The organism is Streptomyces sp. NRRL F-2580 (assembly GCF_000720115.1).
Taxonomy (GTDB): domain Bacteria; phylum Actinomycetota; class Actinomycetes; order Streptomycetales; family Streptomycetaceae; genus Streptomyces.
In genome coordinates, this window is the sequence record NZ_JOIR01000005.1 from 375564 (window position 1) to 395765 (window position 20202).

The 20202-nt window shown below is 72.9% G+C and carries 10 protein-coding genes; 4 read left to right on the forward strand and 6 right to left on the reverse strand.

The window, feature by feature from the left end; genetic code table 11:
- Positions 1 to 25: 25 nt before the first annotated feature.
- On the forward strand, positions 26 to 1813 hold the full coding sequence (locus IF88_RS0107810; RefSeq protein ID WP_420710920.1) for a chitinase: 1788 nt from the start codon (positions 26 to 28) through the stop codon (positions 1811 to 1813).
- Here IF88_RS0107810 and IF88_RS0107815 read toward each other — a convergent pair.
- From IF88_RS0107815 to gabT, 4 genes are all read right to left on the reverse strand, one after another.
- Positions 1798 to 3078: an McrC family protein gene (locus IF88_RS0107815; protein ID WP_030708631.1), complete on the reverse strand. Its 1281-nt coding sequence runs from the start codon at positions 3076 to 3078 to the stop codon at positions 1798 to 1800. The genes IF88_RS0107810 and IF88_RS0107815 overlap by 16 nt on opposite strands.
- Positions 3059 to 5485, reverse strand: a complete 2427-nt coding sequence (locus tag IF88_RS0107820; RefSeq protein ID WP_030708633.1) for an AAA family ATPase — start codon at positions 5483 to 5485, stop codon at positions 3059 to 3061. Before IF88_RS0107820 ends, IF88_RS0107815 begins: the two co-directional genes overlap by 20 nt.
- Positions 5419 to 6273, reverse strand: coding sequence for a phosphatase PAP2 family protein (locus IF88_RS40120; RefSeq protein ID WP_078892756.1), 855 nt, complete (start codon positions 6271 to 6273; stop codon positions 5419 to 5421). The genes IF88_RS0107820 and IF88_RS40120 overlap by 67 nt, the downstream gene beginning before the upstream one ends.
- A 142-nt stretch (positions 6274 to 6415) precedes the next feature.
- Positions 6416 to 7762, reverse strand: coding sequence for a 4-aminobutyrate--2-oxoglutarate transaminase (gene gabT / locus IF88_RS0107830; protein ID WP_030708637.1), 1347 nt, complete (start codon positions 7760 to 7762; stop codon positions 6416 to 6418).
- A gap of 236 nt (positions 7763 to 7998) precedes the next feature.
- On the opposite strand from gabT, the gene IF88_RS0107835 reads away from it, so the two are divergent.
- From IF88_RS0107835 to IF88_RS0107845, 3 genes are all read left to right on the forward strand, one after another.
- On the forward strand, positions 7999 to 10365 hold the full coding sequence (locus IF88_RS0107835) for a hypothetical protein (RefSeq protein ID WP_030708639.1): 2367 nt from the start codon (positions 7999 to 8001) through the stop codon (positions 10363 to 10365).
- A 185-nt stretch (positions 10366 to 10550) separates the two neighbouring features.
- Positions 10551 to 12131, forward strand: a complete 1581-nt coding sequence (locus IF88_RS0107840) for a PucR family transcriptional regulator (RefSeq protein WP_030708641.1) — start codon at positions 10551 to 10553, stop codon at positions 12129 to 12131.
- Between the two features lie 245 nt (positions 12132 to 12376).
- Entirely contained in the window at positions 12377 to 13822 is a 1446-nt protein-coding gene (locus tag IF88_RS0107845) for an aldehyde dehydrogenase family protein (RefSeq protein WP_030708643.1), read from the forward strand.
- 66 nt (positions 13823 to 13888) lie between these two features.
- Here IF88_RS0107845 and IF88_RS0107850 read toward each other — a convergent pair whose 3' ends face one another.
- Together IF88_RS0107850 and IF88_RS0107855 are read right to left on the reverse strand one after the other, a co-directional pair.
- Positions 13889 to 17299: a Swt1 family HEPN domain-containing protein gene (locus IF88_RS0107850; RefSeq protein WP_030708645.1), complete on the reverse strand. Its 3411-nt coding sequence runs from the start codon at positions 17297 to 17299 to the stop codon at positions 13889 to 13891.
- A complete protein-coding gene (locus IF88_RS0107855) occupies positions 17299 to 20160 on the reverse strand; it encodes a DUF1156 domain-containing protein (RefSeq protein ID WP_234323456.1) in 2862 nt (953 codons plus the stop codon). Before IF88_RS0107855 ends, IF88_RS0107850 begins: the two co-directional genes overlap by 1 nt.
- Between the last annotated feature and the right edge of the window lie 42 nt (positions 20161 to 20202).

Here is a 20202-nt window from a genome sequence, read left to right on the forward strand (position 1 = left end):
GGCAGTTGTGCGCAGAACCTGGTCCATTCTCACGGCCGCCGCCCTGGCGGCCGCCGGATTCCTCGCCGCGGGACCGCCCGCCGCGGCGGCCGACGCCGATCTCGTACGCAACGGCGGCTTCGAGGCCGGCCTCGGCGGCTGGAGCTGCTCGGCGGGCAGCGGAGCCGTCGTCACCACACCCGTCCACAGCGGAGGTTCCGCACTCAGGGCCACCCCGGCCGGACAGGACAACGCCCGCTGCTCCCAGAGCGTCACCGTCAAGCCCGACTCCTCGTACACGCTGGCCGCCTGGGTGCAGGGCGCGTACGTCTACCTCGGCGCGAGCGGCACCGGCACCACCGACGTGTCGGCCTGGACGCAGACCCCGGGCGCGTGGAAGCAGCTCACCACCACCTTCCGCACCGGTCCGTCGACGACCTCGGTGACCGTCTACACCCACGGCTGGTACGGCCAGCCCGCCCACCTCACCGACGACCTCACCCTGATCGGCCCCGACCCCGGCGGACCCGGCCAGCCCCAGCCCCCGGCCGCCCCCACCGGCCTGACGGCCACCGCCACCTCGTCGAGCTCGGTCTCCCTGAACTGGACGGCGGTGCCCGGAGCCACCTCGTACACCGTCCACCGGGACGGCGCCGCGCCCCTTTCCGTCACCTCCGCCCCGGCCGCCGTGACCGGCCTCGCCGCGTCCACGACGTACACCTTCCGGGTCAGCGCGGTGAACGCGGCGGGCGAGTCCCCGCAGAGCGCCCCCGCCTCCGCGACCACGACGGGCGGCGGCGGTGGCGGCGGGGGAGGGCTGCCCGCGCACGCGCTGGTCGGCTACCTGCACGCGAGCTTCGCCAACGGCTCTGGCTACGTCCGGATGGCCGACGTGCCCGACTCCTGGGACGTCGTCAACCTCGCCTTCGGCGAACCGACTTCGGTGACCTCCGGCGACATCCGCTTCCGGCTGTGCCCGGTCGCAGAGTGCCCGAACGTCGAATCCCCCGCCGAGTTCAAGGCCGCGATCAAGGCCAAGCAGGCCGCCGGCAAGAAGGTGCTCATCTCCATCGGCGGCCAGAACGGCCAGGTGCAGCTGGCGACCACCGCCGCCCGCGACACCTTCGTCTCCTCCGTCAGCAAGATCATCGACGAGTACGGCCTCGACGGCCTCGACATCGACTTCGAGGGCCACTCCCTCTCCCTCGCCACCGGGGACACCGACTTCCGGGCCCCCACCACGCCGGTGGTCGTGAACCTGATCTCGGCCGTGAAGACCCTGAAGGCCAAGTACGGCCCGGGCTTCGTCCTGACCATGGCCCCGGAGACCTTCTTCGTCCAGCTGGGCTACCAGTACTACGGCTCCGGCCCCTGGGGCGGCCAGGACCCGCGCGCCGGCGCGTACCTCCCGGTCATCCACGCCCTGCGCGACGACCTCACCCTGCTCCACGTCCAGGACTACAACTCGGGCCCGGTCATGGGCCTCGACAACCAGTACCACTCCATGGGCGGCGCGGACTTCCACATCGCCATGACCGACATGCTGCTCACCGGCTTCCCGGTCGCCGGCAACACCGCCCGCGTCTTCCCGGCCCTGCGCCCGGACCAGGTCGCGATCGGCCTCCCGGCCACGACGAACGCCGGCAACGGCCACACCCCGCCCGCCGAGGTGAACAAGGCCCTGAACTGCCTGACGAGGAAGACGGACTGCGGGAGCTACCAGACCCACGGCACCTGGCCCGCCCTGCGCGGCCTGATGACCTGGTCGATCAACTGGGACCGCTTCGGCGGCTGGGAGTTCAGCCGTAACTTCGACGCCTACTTCGGCGGCTGACCCAGCACGTCCCGCCACAACCGGGCCGGAGCCGCCGACGGCTCCGGCCCGCCCAGCACCGCGAGGGCGTCGCGCAGGTCCAGGGACACGGCCCGCACCCGTGCCGAGGTGGCGCCGTCCCAGTCGCGTACGGCGACCCGGGCCCCGGCGGCCCCCGGCCCGCCGGGGTGGACCAGGACGCACGCGGCGGGGCTCCCGATCGCGTGCGCGTAGAGGAACGCCTGGTACAGGTCGCCGGTCGACAGCTTCTTGCCGTCGTAGAGCTTGTACTTCGCGTCGACCGGCAGCCGGAAGGGTTTCCCGTCCCGCTCACCGAGGACCAGGACGTCGGGCCGCACCTCGCTGTAGGGGGTGCGGGTCCTCTCGTCGAAGAGCACGTGCCGGTGCCGGGACTGCGCGTCGACGCGCACGCCGGACCCGCCGGCCGCGGCGCCCTCGGTGAGCAGCCGGGTCACGAACTCCTCGAAGAGGCTGTTCATGTCCACGAGGAACGCCCGGGACGACAACGGCCCCGAGGCGAAGAGCCCTTCGACGCCGCCCCCGGAGAGCAGCAGCTCGGCCCACTGGTGGGCGGCCCGGTAGTGGGCGTTGTGCCGGTGGTACTCCAGTCCGGCGACGAGCGTCCGCAGGTCCCCGAGCGGCGTCGGCGCCAGCGGCGCGAACTGCGCGGCGGCCCGGCGCGCGCGGGCCCGTACCCGCGGGAGCCGGGCGGTGCGGGCGGCCCGCTCCAGGGCGGCCGAGCACAGCCGGTTGTCGGGGATGTCCGCGTCGTGCTCGTCGAAGCGGCAGGCGAGGCGGTCGAGGCGGCCGTGGTGGCGCAGGAGCTGGCGGTCCGCCAGCATCCGGCCGCGTACGGCGGGCAGGTCGTCCTCCCGGGTGAGGTAGTCCCGCCGGACGCCCCGGCGCAGCAGCCCCTCACCGTGCTCGGTGACCATGAGCGCCACGAGGTCGCGCAGGTCCGGGTCGCCCGCCGTCAGGTCCTGGTCGGACGGCAGCAGGTGCCCGGTCCCGCCCCTGGCGTAGTCCAGCATCCGCAGGACGTCGAGGCCGCTCCCGAGGTACTTGGGCAGGACCCGGATCTCGCACGCCTCCAGCCGCACCACCCCGACGTGGGAGGTGGCCTCCACCTCGATCCCGCCCCCGGCGGGCTCCCGGACGCGCAGCGTCCCGTCGAGTGCGCCGTCCGCGAGCAGCAGCCGGTCCGCCGCAGTGAGGCGGGCCTCGGGGAACAGCCGGGAGCCGTACTCATTCAGGCTGAGTCGCATGGGCCTTGACCTGAAGTTCCTCGTACAGGGCGGACACGAGCTTCTCGTCGTCGAGCTCCCGGGGCGTGTGCGCCACGGGATCGATCACGGCAGTGCCGAGGAAGCCCGCCAGCAGGCCGTAGTCGTCGTAGGCGTACTCCTGGAGCAGCGGCAGGATCTCGTCGCGGATCACGGCCGCCAGCTCCTCGGGGGTGCTGATCGGCTCCCCGCCGGGCAGCAGGAAGGCCTGGCCGATCTGCTTCTCGCGGTCGAGGCCGGCGCGGATGCGGGCGTTGAGCTCGGTGAGGAAGACCTTCAGGTCGAGCTGTCCCACCACGGCGTCGGTCAACGGTTCCGTGTTCGGCAGCAGCTCCAGGAAGGCGAAACGGCGGCGGATCGCCGAGTCGAGCATCCGGATCGAACGGTCGGCCGTGTTCATCGTCCCCAGCAGCTGGACGTTGGGCGGTACGGAGAAGTGATCGCCGCTGAGCGGGAGCGTGACGGTGTACCCCCGCTTGTCCTTCTCCAGCAGGGTGATCAGCTCACCGAAGATCTTGGGCAGGTTGCCGCGGTTGAGCTCGTCGACGAGGACCAGGTAGGTGTGGCCGGGATCCTGCTCGGCCCGCGCGCACACCCGCTTGAACACGCCGTCCCGCACCTCCAGCGAGAGGCCCGCCTCCCCCTTCACGGGGCGCAGGCCCTCGATGAAGTCCTCGTAGCCGTAGCCGGGGTGGAAGGTGACCATGGTGAGCCGGTCCGCCTCGACGAGCGCCCGGTGGGTCGCCCGGAAGGCCTCCTCGCCGGGTTCGGCGTACGGCCGGACCCCGGGGAGGTCGTCCGCGAGCTCGCCGATGCGGCGGACGGCGTAGCGCAGGGCCTCGTACGTCTTGCCGGTACCGGGCGGCCCGTAGAGGACCGCCTGCCCGCGCCGGTCGAGGGCGTCCCCGATGCGCTGGAGCACGGGGTCGAGCGGGCTGCCGTCCGCCACCGCCTCGGCGGCCTCCTCCTGGCCGGCGGCGGCCAGGCTCTTCGAGCGGGCCTTCGCGATCCTCTCCCACACGGCCGGCTTGACCTCCGCCAGGAACCCCGGCCGCCAGGCCACGGGCGGTTCCAGGACCGTCGCGTACGTCTCGTCCCACTGCACCGAGACGGTGTGGCGGGGCTCGCTGCCGTCGGGGTCCCAGTGGTACCCGTCGTCGGTGACCCGGCCGACAGCGAGGACCCGGGCGTTCCCGGAGGTCGCCACGACGCGGTCGCCGGGGCGCAGGACGAGCACCTCCCACAGGTCCGTCAGACCGGGGCGGCCGGCGCAGGCCTCGGTGAACTCGTCACGGTCGGCGAACCGGTGCAGGTCGCCCACGTCGTCCCCGTCCCTCGCGACGGCGAGGTGGCCGTGCGCCAGCCAGTCCGGCCACTGCGGCCACTGCTCCGCCGTGTCGATCCGTACGGTCCGGGGCGCGCTCAGCGGCGGCGCCCACCACAGGAGGAAGCGGGCGGCGAGATCCGGCGACCAGCCGGAGGGGACGCCGGTGCGCTCGAACAGCTCCTTGAGGTGGGCCTTCCGCTCGAAGGGGCGCATCTGCGGTACCCCGTCGGCCAGCAACGCCACGAAGTGGCGGGCGAGGTTGTCCGCGTAGAGGGGCAGCACGGACCCGTTCGCGTAGACGTGCAGGGTCTTGGCGACGACGGTGTTGCCGGCCCGGACGGCGGCCATGGAGTCGATGTCGCCGACGCGGCCGTCGCGGGCGGCGCGGACGGCCTCGACGATGCCGGCCCGCACGGCCGTCCAGGCCTCGGCGGCGTCCTTGTAGCGGGAGTCGTGCCACCAGGAGCCGTCGGTACGGCGGTAGACGAGGTGCTTCATGGCCGAGCCGCCGGTGATGCTGCCGAGCCGGGCGCTGCCGTACTCGATCACGTACGAGTACGCGTCGCTCCCGGTGCCCTGCCCGAGGGCGTAGCGCTCCAGGGGCAGCTGCTCCCAGTCGGCGAACGGGAACCGGCCGCGGATGAGTTCGGCCTCCCGCTCCGCGGCCTCGGCGGCGGCGCGGTGGCGCTCGGCGTCGAACACCTCGGCCGCCCACTCGACGGGGCAGTAGGGCAGCAGGGCCGCCCGGGCGGCGCTCACCGGGCGCAGGACGCAGGAGCAGAGGCCGTCGAGCGGCTGGTTCTGGGAGTTGACCAGACCGACCCCGCGCGCGAAGGCGGCGGGGTCGACCGCGTCGAGCAGCCGCCACCAGAGCAGGCCCTCGGGATCATCGGGGAAGGTCTTCAGCTCGGCGGAATCCGTCAGGTGGCCGCAGGCCGGATCGTGATGGATCTTGCGGCCGTGCACGGGGAGCAGGATCCTGCCGCCCGACAGGGTCACCTCGTGCGGGCGGCCCCCGACCGTGAGCGCGTACTTCCGCGGCTTCGACTGCTCTTCCCCCACCGGATCCCCCTCGGTTGACGACCGGAACGACGGTACGTCACCACCCGGGCCACGCCGAGCAGTAGGGGTGTGCACATCAGGAGGCTGGCCGCCACGTCCAGGGGCCAGTGCCAGCCGCGCAGGATCAGGCCGGCGGCCGTGGCACCGGTGAGGGCGAGGGCGACGGCCGTCGGCCAGGGGCGGCGGGTGTACGGGCGGACCAGCAGGGCGGCGCCGATGTAGGCGACGGCCGCGGTGGCCGTGTGGCCCGACGGGAAGTAGCCGGCGGCCCAGGGTTCCAGGGGGCCCGGCCGGGCGGTCCACTCCTTGAACGGGATGACCAGGGCCGGCACCAGGGCCATGGCCAGGCCCGCGGCCCCGGCGGCGAGGCGCCGGCCGCGCCGGGCGGCGTAGGCCATGGCGACTGCGAGGACGGGCACGGCGACCGGGATGTTGCCGAGGTCCGAGAGGCGTTCGGTGACGGAGTCCGGGACCGTGCGCACCAGGGCGCGGCTCAGCTCGTGGTCCGGCGTCAGCAGCGGGCCGGAGACCAGCACCTGCCAGGTGATCAGGGAGAAGAGGAGGCCGCAGACCGCGGCCGTCAGGAGAGGAATGGCCGGCCGTCCCGGAACAGGGGGGGTGGTTCCGGGACGGCCGGCCGGACCGGGTTGCCGCACGCCCCGGGGGGTTTGGGGCGAACGGCCGTCCGATCGGCGAGGAGTGTGCGCGAACGCATGTCCAATACGGTGCTGGGGAAGCCCGGTACTGGTGTCGCCCTCGGTTTCCCGTGAGCGGGGTGTCTCACTCATCTGCAGAAACCGTACGGCAGCGAAAGGGGGACCGACAACGGGATCGCGTTCCCGCCATCGGCCCCCCACAGCTTCTTCACAGCGCCCGCCCGTTACCGCCGGTAGGGAGGGGCCGCTGCGTTCGGACGTTCTAGCCGTCCGCTCAGACGTCCGTGCCGATGGCGGCGAACGCGGCCTCGATGAGGTCCAGGCCCTCGTTCAGCAGGTCCTCGCCGATGACGATCGGCGGGAGGAAGCGGAGCACGTTGCCGTAGGTGCCGCAGGTGAGGACGAGCAGGCCCTCCGCGTGGCAGGCCTTGGCGAGCGCGCCGGCCGCCTCCGGGAACGGGGTCTTGGAGACCGGGTCCTTGACCAGCTCGATCGCGATCATGGCGCCGCGGCCGCGGATGTCGCCGATGATGTCGTACTTCTCCTGCATGGCCGTCAGGCGGGCCTTCATGAGGGACTCGATCTTCTTCGCCTTGGCGTTGAGGTCGAGCTTCTTCATGGTCTCGATGGAGCCGAGCGCACCGGCGCACGCCACCGGGTTGCCGCCGTAGGTGCCGCCCAGGCCGCCCGCGTGGGCGGAGTCCATGATCTCGGCGCGGCCGGTCACGGCGGCGAGCGGCAGACCGCCCGCGATGCCCTTGGCGGTGGTGATCAGGTCCGGGACGATGCCCTCGTCCTCGCACGCGAACCACTGGCCGGTGCGGCAGAAGCCGGACTGGATCTCGTCGGCGACGAAGACGATGCCGTTCTCGTTGGCGAACTTCACGATCGCGGGCAGGAAGCCCTTGGCCGGCTCGATGAAGCCGCCCTCGCCGAGGACCGGCTCGATGATGATCGCGGCGACGTTCTCGGCGCCGATCTGCTTGCTGATCTGGTCGATCGCCTGGGCGGCGGCCTCGGGGCCGCAGTTCTCGGCGCCGGTGGGCCAGCGGTAGCCGTAGGCCACCGGGACGCGGTAGACCTCGGGGGCGAACGGACCGAAGCCCTGCTTGTACGGCATGTTCTTCGCCGTCAGCGCCATCGTCAGGTTGGTGCGGCCGTGGTAGCCGTGGTCGAAGACGACGACGGCCTGGCGCTTGGTGTACGAGCGGGCGATCTTGACGGCGTTCTCGACGGCCTCGGCGCCGGAGTTGAACAGGGCCGACTTCTTCGCGTGGTCGCCGGGGGTCAGCTCGGCGAGGGCCTCGCAGACCTCGACGTAGCCCTCGTACGGGGTGACCATGAAACAGGTGTGGGTGAAGTCGGCGAGCTGCGCGGAGGCGCGGCGCACGACGGCCTCGGCGGAGGCGCCGACCGAGGTCACGGCGATGCCGGAGCCGAAGTCGATCAGGCGGTTGCCGTCGACGTCCTCGATGATGCCGCCGCCCGCGCGGGCCGTGAAGACGGGCAGGACGGAGCCCACGCCGCCGGCCACCGTCTGGAGGCGTCGGGCCTGCAGCTCCTGCGACTTGGGGCCGGGGATCGCGGTGACGATCTTGCGCTCCTGCGGGACAGCGGTCATGGAGGGCTCCTGGGGGGTGTTTTCGGACGCACTTGTGTCTTTGTCCGCAGGCTAGGCCCGGCGAAGGGGGTCCTGCATGCTCCGTTCGGTAGTGATCTCCGCGTGTCCTTGTCCGCTACGGCCATAGAAGCGTGCGCAGCGCATCTTGTGGATCATTGCGGGGTGCGGGTCCCACGCCCCCCTCGGGCACTAGATTGAGCGCCGCAGCGCATGGCACGGGCAGGGGGCAGGGGTTCATGGACACCGACGGTGCGTACGAGGAACGGGCGACCCGTGCAGGTCACGTACCGAGACCTGCCGGCCCGCCCACGCACCCTCCGAAGCCCAGCCACGCCCCCGGCCGAGGACCGACCCTCGCCGACTGGCTGCGCACCGCCCGCCCGGCCGCCGAACCGGGCGTCTGGAGGTACGGCCACACCCCGCGCGCGGCTGTGGAGGCCGCGCAGACCCCTGACCGGGCCCTTGCCAGTGGCGCCGTCATTTCCTTCCTGGCCTGCGTCCTCGTCTGGTCCCTCATGCGCAACACGTACATCCCGTTCTGGGACGCTCCGCTGAACCTCTTCACCCCCGACAGCTGGTACTCCGCGAACGGCGAGCCCGTCATGGGGACCGGCGGGATGCGGGCCAAGCCGATCTACGAGCTGCTCTTCGTCTCGGCGCTCCTCTACGGCTTCGGCCGACTCGGGAGCTGGCACACCGCCTGGCGCCGCCTGGTCGTCGCGCGCGGCCCCTGGGTCCAAGCCCTCGCGGTCGTACCCCTCGCCTACGTCACCCTCCTGCTCGTGGACAACCACCAGCTGCCGATCCGCCAGCTGGTCTTCGCCTTCCTGCCGTACACCTCCGACCCGGCGGCCAACCTCGCGCTCGACAACACGGCGAAGACCACGATCGACGTGGCCGTCGTCCTCTTCTTCGTCTGGCTCGGCGGCGCGCTCCGGCTGTTGCGCCGCCTCCGGCCGGCCCCTTCGACGGCCGCAGCGGCCCCGGACCGCACCGGGGCGGCCGCGACCGAGGAACCGGCCGAGGACCTCGCGCGGTGGCCGCAGTTGCGGGATGTCGGGCTGGGGGAGGTTGCTGATCGGTTGGAGGGGGAGGCCGGGGCCGGGCGGATGAACGACGTGGACTACGCGCGCATCCGGCGGGCCTGGGATTCCGTGCGCGTCGACCCCTCCCGGATGCGGGCCTTCGCCGAGGCCGTGCGCGACAAGGGCGCCGGGGCCTGCGTGCACCCGTCCGGGGCACGGGACCTGCCCGTGCGGGCCGCCCGGCACGATCTGCTGGCCCGGCAGGTGCTGCTCGGCACCGTCGAGGACGGCGCGCGCAACCCCTACGCCCGCCGCGGCACCGGATTCGCCCTCGACCCCGACGTGCTCGGCACCTCCCTCCTCGCCGTCGGCCCCTCCGGCAGCGGCAAGACCCGGCGCCTGGTGCGGCCCGTCGTCGAGTCCCTCATGCTGCAGGCGCTCGCCGGCCAGGCCGCCGTCGTCGCGGTCGGCGCGGCCGGGGCCCCGCTCGGGCCGGACACCGGCTACGACGTCGTGGTCCGCATCGGCGACCCCGCCTCCGTCTACGACCTCGACCTCTACGGGGGCGCCACCGACCCCGACGAGGCCGCCACGCTGCTCGCCGACGCCTTCGTCGGGGACGTCCCCGGGATCGACGTGCGCCGGGCCGCGACCGCCCTCGCCCAGCTCCTCGGCCCGTTCCGGGCGGCGTACGGCCGCTTCCCGGCCGTGCCCGAGCTGCGCGAACTGCTCGACCAGGTGCCCGCCGCCTTCGACGCACTGCGCCGCGAACTCGGCGGGCAGCACACGATGCTGCGCGAGCTCGACGCCCGGACCCGCCAGCACGGGGCCCACGGCGACCCGGGACCGGCCCTCGCCGACCGGGTGGCCCTGCTGGACCGGCCCGCCTTCGCCGGGTTCTTCGACACCAGCGGGCAGGGGCAGCCGTTCTCGCTGCGCGCCCTGGAACACCCGCTGCGCGTCCGTGTCGACCTGCCCGAACGCGGGCACGCCGACGCCTCCCGGATCCTGGCCCGGCTGCTGCTCGCCCAGTTCAACGCCGCGGCCGCCGCCCGCACCGACCGCTCCCTCTTCGCCTTCCTCGCCCTCGACGACGCCTCGCAGACCCTGACCGCGGAGACCGTGCGGGGCGTCCAGCGGCTGCGCTCGGCGCACGCCGGCGTACTGCTCACGCTGCGCACGCTGGACGACGTACCCGAGGCGCTGCGGACGCCGCTGCTCGGGGCGGTCGGCTGCCGCATGGCCTTCTCCGGGGTCACCACCTGGGACGGCAAGCGGTTCGCCGAGGCCTGGGGCACCGAGTGGGTGGAGACCCGCGACGTCACCCACCGCACCGTCTTCGCCGACCAGCCGCTGACCCGGGCCATGCACGCCTTTCGCAAGCTCGTCACCGGCAAGGCGGTCACCACCGACGCGGTGACCGTGCGGCAGGTGGAGCGGGAGCGATGGTCCGCCTCGGACCTGGCGCACGCCGTGCCGCCCGGGCACGCGGTCCTGTCGCTGACCTCGGTCCGCGGGGAGCGGGCGGCTCCGCTGCTGGTCCGACTGGCTGAGGGCGGGTCCGGCCCGGCGGCCTGACCCGCGCCCCGACCCGTACGGGGTGGCAGAATCAAGAGGAGCCGTTCATACGTTAAGGCGAAAAGCGCCTCCGGCTGCTCCGGTCCTCTGCTGCTCTGCTCTGCTCGTCCGCTCCTCTTCTTCCGTCTCTCCGCCCCCAGCGCCCCGCGCCCGCCGCCCCCTCCCGCTAAGGCCCCTGGTAACCGATGCCGCTCACCCTCGCCTCACTCGTCCAGCACTCGGCGCTCAAGCTCGGCGTCCGGGCGGGGGAGGGCCGCCTGGACACCCCCGTGCGCTGGGCCCACGTCAGCGAGCTCGCCGACCCCGTCCCGTACATGGAGGGCGGCGAGCTGCTCCTGATCACCGCGATGAAGCTGGACGCCGAGGACCCGGAGGAGATGCGCCGCTACGTACGCCGCCTCGCCGCGGCCGGGGTCGTCGGCATCGGCTTCGCGATCGGCGTGAACTACGAGGAGATCCCCGAGGCACTGGTCGAGGCGGCCCGCACCGAGGACATGCCGCTGCTGGAGGTGCCGCGCCGGACCCCCTTCCTGGCGATCAGCAAGGCCGTCTCCGCGGCCCTCGCGGCGGACCAGTACCGGGCCGTGACCGCCGGTTTCGAGGCGCAGCGGGAGCTGACCCGCGCCGCCCTCTCCGCCGACGGGCCCGCCGAACTGCTGACGAAGCTGGCCGCGCACGTGCACGGCTGGGCGGCGCTGTACGACACCGCGGGCGCCGTCGTCGCGGCCGCCCCCGACTGGGCCGCGCGGCGCGCCGCCCGGCTGACCCCCGACGTGGAGCGGCTGCGGGAGCGGCCGGCGCCCGCCAGCGCCGTGGTCGGCGGCTCGGAGGACCGCGTCGAACTCCAGTCCCTCGGCACGGGCCGGCGGGCGCGCGGCGCGCTCGCCGTCGGCACCGGGGCCCCGCTGGGCACGGCCGAGCGGTACGCCGTCCACTCCGCGGTCGCCCTGCTGACCCTCACCACCGAGCGGTCGCGCTCACTGCACGACGCCGAGTCCCGGCTGGGGGCGGCGGTGCTGCGGATGCTGCTGGCGGGCGAGGCGGAGCACGCGCGGTCGGTGGCCGGGGACCTGTACGGGAACCTGCTGGAGGCGCCGTTCCGGCTGATCGTGGCCGAGCCGGCGCTGCCCGGCACCGCGCAGCCGGAGGGCCTGGCGCTGCTCGCCGACGCCGTGGAGTCGGCGGCCGCCCGCACGGGCGAGGCGCTGCTGGTGGTCCCGGAACCGGGGCGGCTGATGGTGCTGGCCTCCGACGCGGGCCCGGCCGTACAGGCGTGCGTGGACCACGCGGAGGCGCTGGAGTCCCGGCGCGGCCTGGACGCGGCCGGCCCCGAGCCGGACGAACTGGTCGTCGGCCTGTCCGCCCCGGCCGGCCCGGAAGGCGTGGCGGCGGCCCTCAAGCAGGCCGACCAGGCGCTCGCCGTGGCCCGCCGGCGCGGGCGGCCGATGGTGGAGCACGAGGACATGGCGGCGGGCTCGGTCCTGCCGCTGCTGGCCGACGACGCGGTACGGGCCTTCGCGGACGGCACCCTGCGCGCGCTGCGGGAGCACGACGCGACCGGCCGCGGCGACCTGGTGGCCTCGCTGCAGGCGTGGCTCTCGCGCCACGGCCAGTGGGACGCGGCCGCCGCCGACCTCGGCGTGCACCGGCACACCCTGCGCTACCGGATGAAGCGGGTCGAGGAGATCCTCGGGCGCTCCCTGGAGGACCCGGACGTCCGCATGGAGCTCTGGCTCGCCCTCAAGGCCACCTCGGCCCCGTCGTAACCGACCGCCCGGCCCCCGGCCCCCGGCCCCCGCCCCCCGGGGCTGCCCGACCGCCCTTCCGGCCCCCGGGGCTGCCCGACCGCCCTTCCGGCCGGCCGGGGTGGCCGCTCCCGGTCGGGCGACAGTGACAAAGCGGCGAAGCCCGACGACCCGCCGCTCCATCTGGGACAAACGCCGAAACGCCGGCGGAGTCCTACGGTGGAGGGGACAAGCCCACCGCACCCATCCGAAGGGCCGGGATTCGCATGACTTCCACCCACGCCTTCTGGCTCGCCGGCCGCCAGGCCACCGGCGAGGACAGCTTCGACGTCCACTCCCCGTGGGACGGCCGGCTGGTCGGCACCGTCAGCGTGCCCACCGACGAGCAGGTCGAAGAGGCCGTGGCCGCGGCGTACGCCGTGACGGCGGAATTCTCCGCGACCCCCGCCCACGTACGGGCCGCCGCCCTGGACCACGTGTCCAAGCGGCTCGCCGAGCGCACCGAGGAGATCGCCCAGCTGATCTCCGCCGAGAACGGCAAGCCCATCAAGTGGGCCCGCGGTGAGGTCGGCCGTGCGGTGTCCGTGTTCCGCTTCGCCGCCGAAGAGGCCCGCCGCTTCAACGGCGGAGAGGCCCAGCGCCTCGACACCGACGCCGGCGGCGTCGGCCGGCTCGCGCTGACCCGCCGCTTCGTCAAGGGTCCGGTCCTCGGCATCGCGCCGTTCAACTTCCCGCTGAACCTGTGCGCCCACAAGGTGGCCCCCGCCATCGCCGTCGGCGCGCCGATCATCCTGAAGCCGGCCCCGGCCACCCCGCTCTCCGGGCTGATCCTGGGCGAGCTGCTCGCCGAGACCGACCTCCCGGCCGGCTCCTGGTCGGTCCTGCCGGTAGCGAACGACAAGATGCCCGCCCTGGTCAAGGACGAGCGTCTGCCCGTCATCTCCTTCACCGGCTCCGACACCGTCGGCTACGCCATCCAGCAGTCGGTGCCCCACAAGCACTGCACGCTGGAGCTCGGCGGCAACGCCGCGGCCGTGGTCCTGGACGACTGGTCCTCCGAGGCCGACCTCGACTGGGCCGCGACCCGCATCGCGACCTTCTCGAACTACCAGGCCGGCCAGTCCTGCATCTCCGTGCAGCGCGTGATCGCCGACGCCTCCGTCTACGACCGTCTCGTCGAGAAGGTCGTCGCGAAGGTCCAGGGCCAGGTCACCGGCGACCCGAACGACGACGCCACCGACGTCGGCCCCCTCGTCTCCGAGGCCGCCGCCCAGCGCGTCGAGTCCTGGGTCGACGAGGCCGTGTCCGCCGGAGCCAAGCTGCTCACCGGTGGCAAGCGCGAGGGTGCCTCGTACGAGCCCACCGTGATCGCGAACGTGCCCGACGGCGTCAAGCTGGCCACCGAGGAGGTCTTCGGCCCGGTCCTGACCCTCCAGCGGGTCGAGAACACCGACGAGGCCTTCGCCGCGGTGAACGACTCGAAGTTCGGTCTGCAGACCGGCGTCTTCACCCGGAACATCCAGACCGCGTTCCGCGCGCACCGCGAGCTCGAGGTCGGCGGCGTGGTCGTCGGCGACGCGCCGTCCTACCGCGCCGACCAGATGCCGTACGGCGGCGTCAAGCAGTCCGGCGTGGGCCGCGAGGGCGTCCGCTACGCGATGGACGACTACACGTACGAGCGGGTCCTGGTCCTCACCGGCCTCGACATCTGATCTCGTACGGCCCAAAGGCCGACGGCCGGAGCCCACTGTGCGGGGGCTCCGGCCGTCTTTTTTGTGTCAGTTCTCCTCGAAGCCGCTGTCCTCGAACTTCAGCTGGACGGCGTTCTCGCGGACCGTGCGCACCTGCTGCTCCGTGAACCCGTCGGCGGTGGTCGCGGTGATCTCGATGCGGACCTCCAGCCGTACGCCGTCGGCGGCTTCGAGGTGCGCGAGCACCTCCTGCTGGATGTTGGCGAAGTCCGCCGCCGGCCGGTTCGGGTTGAGGGCCTTGACGCCCCAGAACCTCCGCGCGACCTTCCTGGCCGCCGGCAGCGGGGGCTGGGGGCCGGTGCCCGCCGGGCGAGGAGTGAGGGGGCCCGGCTGCGGGGTGCCGGTCCCGCCGTGGCCGGTGTCCACCGCCGGGACGGCCGGTTCGGCCGGCGGGGTGGCGACGACCCGTGCGCGCTGGGCCACGGCTCGTCCCGGCTGGACGAGGAGCGTGTCGTCCGTGACGAAACCGGGTTCGGGCTTGTCGCCGTGGATCCACAGGTTCCGGTACTCGCCGGCGGCCTCGTCGTAGCCGTCGGCAAGGGCGAAGGCGTCCTGCTGCCACAGGAGGACGTCGGCGGCGCCGAGCACGGCCTGTTCGAGCACCTGCCGGTGGGGCAGCCGCTTCAGGTACGGGTACTGCGTGTACCAGGACCACAGGTCGCCGAAGCGCACGTGCCCCTTGCCCCAGGCATTGGCCAGGGCGCCTTCGAGGGCCATGCGCACGAGCGTGGCCCCGAGCACGGGGGTGATCCACCCCTTGGCCTTGAGCGCCGCGGTGACGCGCTCGGCCAGCGGGCCGCCGTCCTTGGCGACCCGGGTGAAGGAGATGGTCGGCTTCTGGCCGGGCTGCTCGGTCGGGACCAGCGCCGCGGTGAAGGCCGCGCGGACGCGGTCGTCGACGGCGGCGTCCAGCTGGCGGGCGCGGGTGACGGACTGCTTGCGCTGCTGGGCGCTGAGTTCGAGCTCCTCGGCCTCGTCGGCGATGGACTGCCAGGCCCGGTACTCGCGCACGACGCCTTCGAGCTCGGGGTAGGTCTCGCGGTCGGCGGCGACCATGACCAGCATGTTGCGCCGCTGCCGCTGCCCGCTGCCGGCCTCCCTCAGGAGGCGCTCGGCGAAGTCCGCGGCGGTGGAGGCGTCCTTGCCCCAGGTGAACCGCGGGTGCAGCACCACCAGCTTGAGGACCTCGGAGTCGGGGATGTCCCCGGTGTCGAGGGGCGCGGCGTGCACGGCGCCGAAGGACGCCTTGGGCGCCTTGCCCATGGCCTTGAGGCGTTCGACGATCGTGGCGTGCACGTCGGCCTCCCCGTAGCCGGCGGCCCGGTCGGCCGCCACCCGGGAGACCGAGGCCGCCAGGTCGTACCAGGAGCGGTCGCCGTCCTCGTAGAAGTACGTGGCCCGCTGGCCCAGCAGGGCGCGGGCGTCCCCGATGTGGTTGATGACGTCGCCGGGTACCGCGGTGCCCAGGCGGAGCTGCTGCATGTCGACGCCCTTGTGCGCCGAGCGCAGGGTCGGGACGGTCGCGATGAACACCGACCGGGCGACGCGCCGGGTCAGCGCCCGCTGCCCGAACGAGGGACGCTCGCGGTCGATCTGGACCGGGGTGGCCCCCTCGCCGTCGACGTCCTTGTCCACCACCGGCTTCCAGTTGTCGTCGAGGTACTTGGTGATCTCGCTGAAGACCTGGGTGTCGTGGACGGGCACCGCGCCCGGGGTGATGAGCGGCGTGGTGTCGTTGGCCGCCCACAACGCGTTGATGACCACGCTCATCAGACGCAGCACACCGCGGGTGCGCTGGAACTTCGGCAGCGTCGACCAGTCCTCGTAGAGCCGGTCGAACAGCTCGGGGTGGATCGGGTACGCCGCGCGGATGCGCTGCTCGTACTCGGCGGTGGTCGTCTCGCGCGGGAAGAACCCGGTGTTCTCCTGGTAGTACTTCACGTACTGCTTGGCCACGGCGGAGATGTCCGCGAGGGCCACGGCGTCGGGTTCCTCGAACAGGCGCCGGCGCACGATCTCGAAGGACTCGATGTTGTTCGCCGGCCGCCAGTCGTCGGCGTTGCGGCCGATGGTGTGCTGGAGGGTCTCCAGAGCGACGTGCCCGTTGGGGCCGCCCACCTCCAGCGCCGAGCCGCCTCCGCCGTTGTCCAGGGAGTCGGAGGCGGGGATGGAGACCACGAGCATGACGCCCGGGACGGACTTGGCCATCTCGGTCAGGTGCTGGGCGAAGGTGTGCTGGGTGGCGAAGGATCCGCCGGGCAGGTCGTCGCGCCCCACGAGCTGGCGGGCGTAGGCCACCCACTCGTCGATGAGGATCAGCACGCTCTTGCCGTCGGCGACGACGTCGCGCACGACGGCGTCGAGGGCGTCACCCGGATCGGTGCCCGTGGCGTCGGCCATCGCGACGCGGTCGTACGCCGCGCGCCCGCCGAGCTGCCAGGCCAGCTCCCCCCAGATCGTGCGGACCCGGGTGCCGTCGTCCTTGACGATCGGCTGGCTCGGGGAGAGCTTCGTGCCCACCAGGGTGACCCGCCGCACGTCCAACGACCGCAGCGGGTCGTCCCCGGCCGCGGGCAGGGCGGCGTGCACGACGTCCTGCACGCCCTGGGACAGCGCGCTCGTGGCCAGTCCCTCGGAGAACAGGTGGTACAGGGCCAGCATCGAGTGCGTCTTGCCGCCGCCGAACTGGGTCTGGAGGTTCACCACCGGGCTCGCGCCGGCGTCCCCGGACAGGCGCTTGAGCGCACGGGTCAGCAGGTCGGACAGACCGCTGGTGAGGTAGGTACGGGAGAAGAACTCGGCCGGGTCCAGGTACTCAGGCGCCGCGGTGTGGCCATGGGCCACCGCGTACAGGTCGGCGGCGAACTCGGCGGCGGAGAACTGCCCGCGGATCACGTCGGCGTGCGGCCGGACGACCTCGCGCCACGGCTTGATCGCCGTACCGGCCAGCATGCCGGCCACCCTGACCGCCTGCGCCTCGCGCATCAGCCGGTTGCGGGTCTGCTTCTCGAAGACCTCCCGCTGGTGTTCCATGCGCATCTTCGCCACCGCGTCGGCCTCGTCACCGGCTCCGATCACCGTCAGCAGGCGCTCGATCGTGTCCAGGGCGCGGTAGGTGTCGTCCGAGGAGAACTTCTGCCCGTGGTGCGCCGCGTTCGCCGTCTCCCGCAGCTCGGAGGCCAGGGCGGACTGCGGGCGGGAGAGGTCCTTCTCGAAGACCTTCCAGCGCTCGGTGACGACGCGCAGCAGGAACCGCACGTCCTCCCGCGAATACGTCTTGGCCGTACCGAACTTCGCCGTGTCCTCGGCCGAGACCAGCTCGGTCCAGTCCTTGCCGGCCGGAACCAGGGCGGACATGCGCATGTCCACCCACGGACGCATGCCCTCCAGCAGCTGGTCGAAGCTGCGCAGTACCTTCTCGTTGTTCGTCAGCGCCATCAGATCTCCTCCCCAAAGAGCATCTCGGCCACAGCGGCCGGGCGGATCGTGGTCGACGTCGCGGAGACGTCCGCCCACGCGCCGCCGAGCCCGTTGAACAGGCCGGCGGTCGAGGAGTCCTGGGACTCCATCAGTTCGTACAGCCGGGTGGCCAGGCGGTTGACCTCGTCCAGGTCCACCCTGCCCGTCACCTCGGACATCAGCCTGGCGGCCTCCTCGCGCCCCTCGGTCGCGTACGCGCGCGCCAGGTGGCAGGTGACCTCCCACAGCGACAGCCGGTCGTCGTGGGCCGGCACCCACCGCGGGTCCAGGTCCTGCGGTTTGACCAGCGCGACCTTCCCCGCGCCGGAGGTGAGGGTGCCGCCGCGGGCGATCCCGTCCACGGACAGGCCCAGCGGGACGGCCAGCGACTCGGCGTCACCGTAGGGGCGCGTGTCCCAGCCGTAGGAGCGGAACCAGTCCAGGCAGAAACGGGTGTCGGCGTCCAGCTCGGCGTCGTGCTCGTTCTGCAGCGAGTCGAAGGTCTGGTTGATCAGCGCCAGCGCGGTCTTCACCGACATCGTGGAGCCGTCGTCCTCCAGCACCCGGGAGAACCGGGAGAACACGGCCATGCCGGGGCCGAGGATCGTCTGGCGCAGGTCCGCGGGCGCGATGGCGCCCTCGCGGATCCGGGGCAGCGCCTCGTCCAGCTGGGTGTGCAGCGCCGCCAGGAACCCCGTGCGGTCCGTCGCGGGTGCGGTCGTCTCGCGGGGCCGCAGGGCCAGCACGATCGAAGAGGCGAGCGCGTTGGTGCCCACCGAGATCATCCGGCCGCCGCGCTCCGAACGGACGGGCCACGTCGCGGTGATGGTCCAGCCGTTGCGGACCATGCCCTCCAGGAAGGTGGACCACCCGGTGGAGGCGACGCCCTCCTTCTCCAGCTCGGCCTGCTTGAAGGCGTAGAAGACGGTGATGGGGTAGTCGGGCGAAGCCGTCTCCCGGGCGTGCGCGAAGACGTGCTGGAACCCGTTTTCGAAGAACTCCTCCGCGTTCTCCTTGCTCCCGTGCCGGTACGGGTTCGCGACGAGCTCCTCCGCCTTGGGAACGAGCATCGTCTGGAACAGGTCCGGGTGGATGCCGCGCAGGGACCGGCGCAGCCAGACGTAGAAGAAGTCCGACAGGTCGGAGTACCCGATGTTGTCGTAGTAGGGAGGGTCCGTCGACACGAGGAGCCCCGTGTAGTCGCGGCTCGACGCGTCCGCCTGGGTGACCGTGCCGTGCGTGGAGGCGGGAAGCATGTCCAGGGCCCGGGACACCCAGGTCGCGCTCCACTCGATGTCACACGGCCCCTTGCAGAACGTGTTCCCCTCGGCGAAGTCCCAGAGCATGGGCAGTGCGTGCCGGGAGAACGTGTCGGAGACGCTCTCCTTCGAGGGCGCGGAGTTCCAGCGGCACAGCGACGAGTTGGTGGAGGACAGGCGGCTCACCGCCTGGCCGAGGTACGTGGCGACCGCGTCCGCGTACGCCTCGGCGCCCGTACCGCCCTCCGCCAGCCGGGCGCCCGCGGGCAGACCGGCGGCGAGGGCGTCGGCGAGCACCTGCTCGCGCGCCTCGCCGATGAGGTCGGTGAAGGTCATCAGCGTGGTGAGCTGACGGTCGGTGAACAGGTCGGAGAACTCGGTCAGGCCGTACTGGGGCGGCGAGAACCAGCGCGGGTTCGTCGCGATGGAACCCGTGGGCGCGTCGTCCGGCCGCGGGACCTCGGCCGCCTTGGCGTGCTCCTCGTCCGGAGCCAGGTAGACGCGGCGGCGGTTGCCCTCCGCGACCACTGCGAGCAGCTGGACGCCGATCCGGCCGGCGGCTCCCTCGGACCGGATGGCCGTCAGCTCGACGAACCCCTCGCAGGCGACGCAGGTGGCGCCCCTGCTGCTCGTCATGGTCCCGTCGTCCGTCTTCGTGGGGGCCCGCTTCGGGTCGTGACCGATGCCGAACTCCACCCGCCGTCCGCCGGGCGCCGACGCGTCGTCCACCACCGTGGGGACGACGTACGCCTCCTTGCCCTTCTTCTTGCCCAGCCACCAGGAGCGCACCAGCGGCATCCGGATGCCGCACGCCGGGTTCGGGCAGACCACCGTCCGGGCCCAGATCCACGCGATGACGGTGGCCTCGGCGGTCTTCCCCGTGGGCTCGCCGCCGGGTCCCGGAACCGGTACGTGAGCGGTGGGGTACAGGTGCCCCAGGCGCTCCTGGGCGCGGTCCCGCATCCAGGCGCCGTAGCGGCGGACGTCCTCCGCCAGGCCCGTGGCGCGGGGCCACGGGCCCATGCGGCCCTCCGCCACGCCCGGGAAGACGGGGGGCCGTCCCGCGAACTTCGGCGGGGTCTCGATCAGCGTCTTGTTGATCAGTACCGGCACCGGGTTGAGGTCGCTGGCGTGCGCCGACAGTCCCAGGCGCTGCGCCTCCAGCGGGATCGTCCCGCCGCCCGCGAAGGGGTCCAGGACGGCCGGCGGGTTCCCTCCGGTGCTCTTGAGGATCTCCTCGTGGGCTTCCCGGTACAGGCCCTCGTCGCTGATGTTCTCCCAGACCACGAGCCGTCGGATGATGCCGTGCAGGCGCTCGCGCTCCTTCTTCTGCTCGTCTTCGGTGGCGAACAGCTCGGGATGCGAGGAGGGGTCGTCGACGAGCTGGGCGAAGAGCACCGCCCGTGCGGCCGCCAGGGGGCGGCGGGCCCACCACAGGTGCAGCGTGGACGGGTGTCCGTGGCGGATCGACTTCTCTCGGGCCGACTCGGCGTTGATGTCCTCCAGCGGGAGGGAGACCTCGATGAGCTTGCGTCGGGGGACAGAACCTGACGGCGTTCCGGGCTGCACTGCGGTGTTCACCTACTCAATTTAGTTTCCGAGGTGCTCGAACCGTGCCGCGGG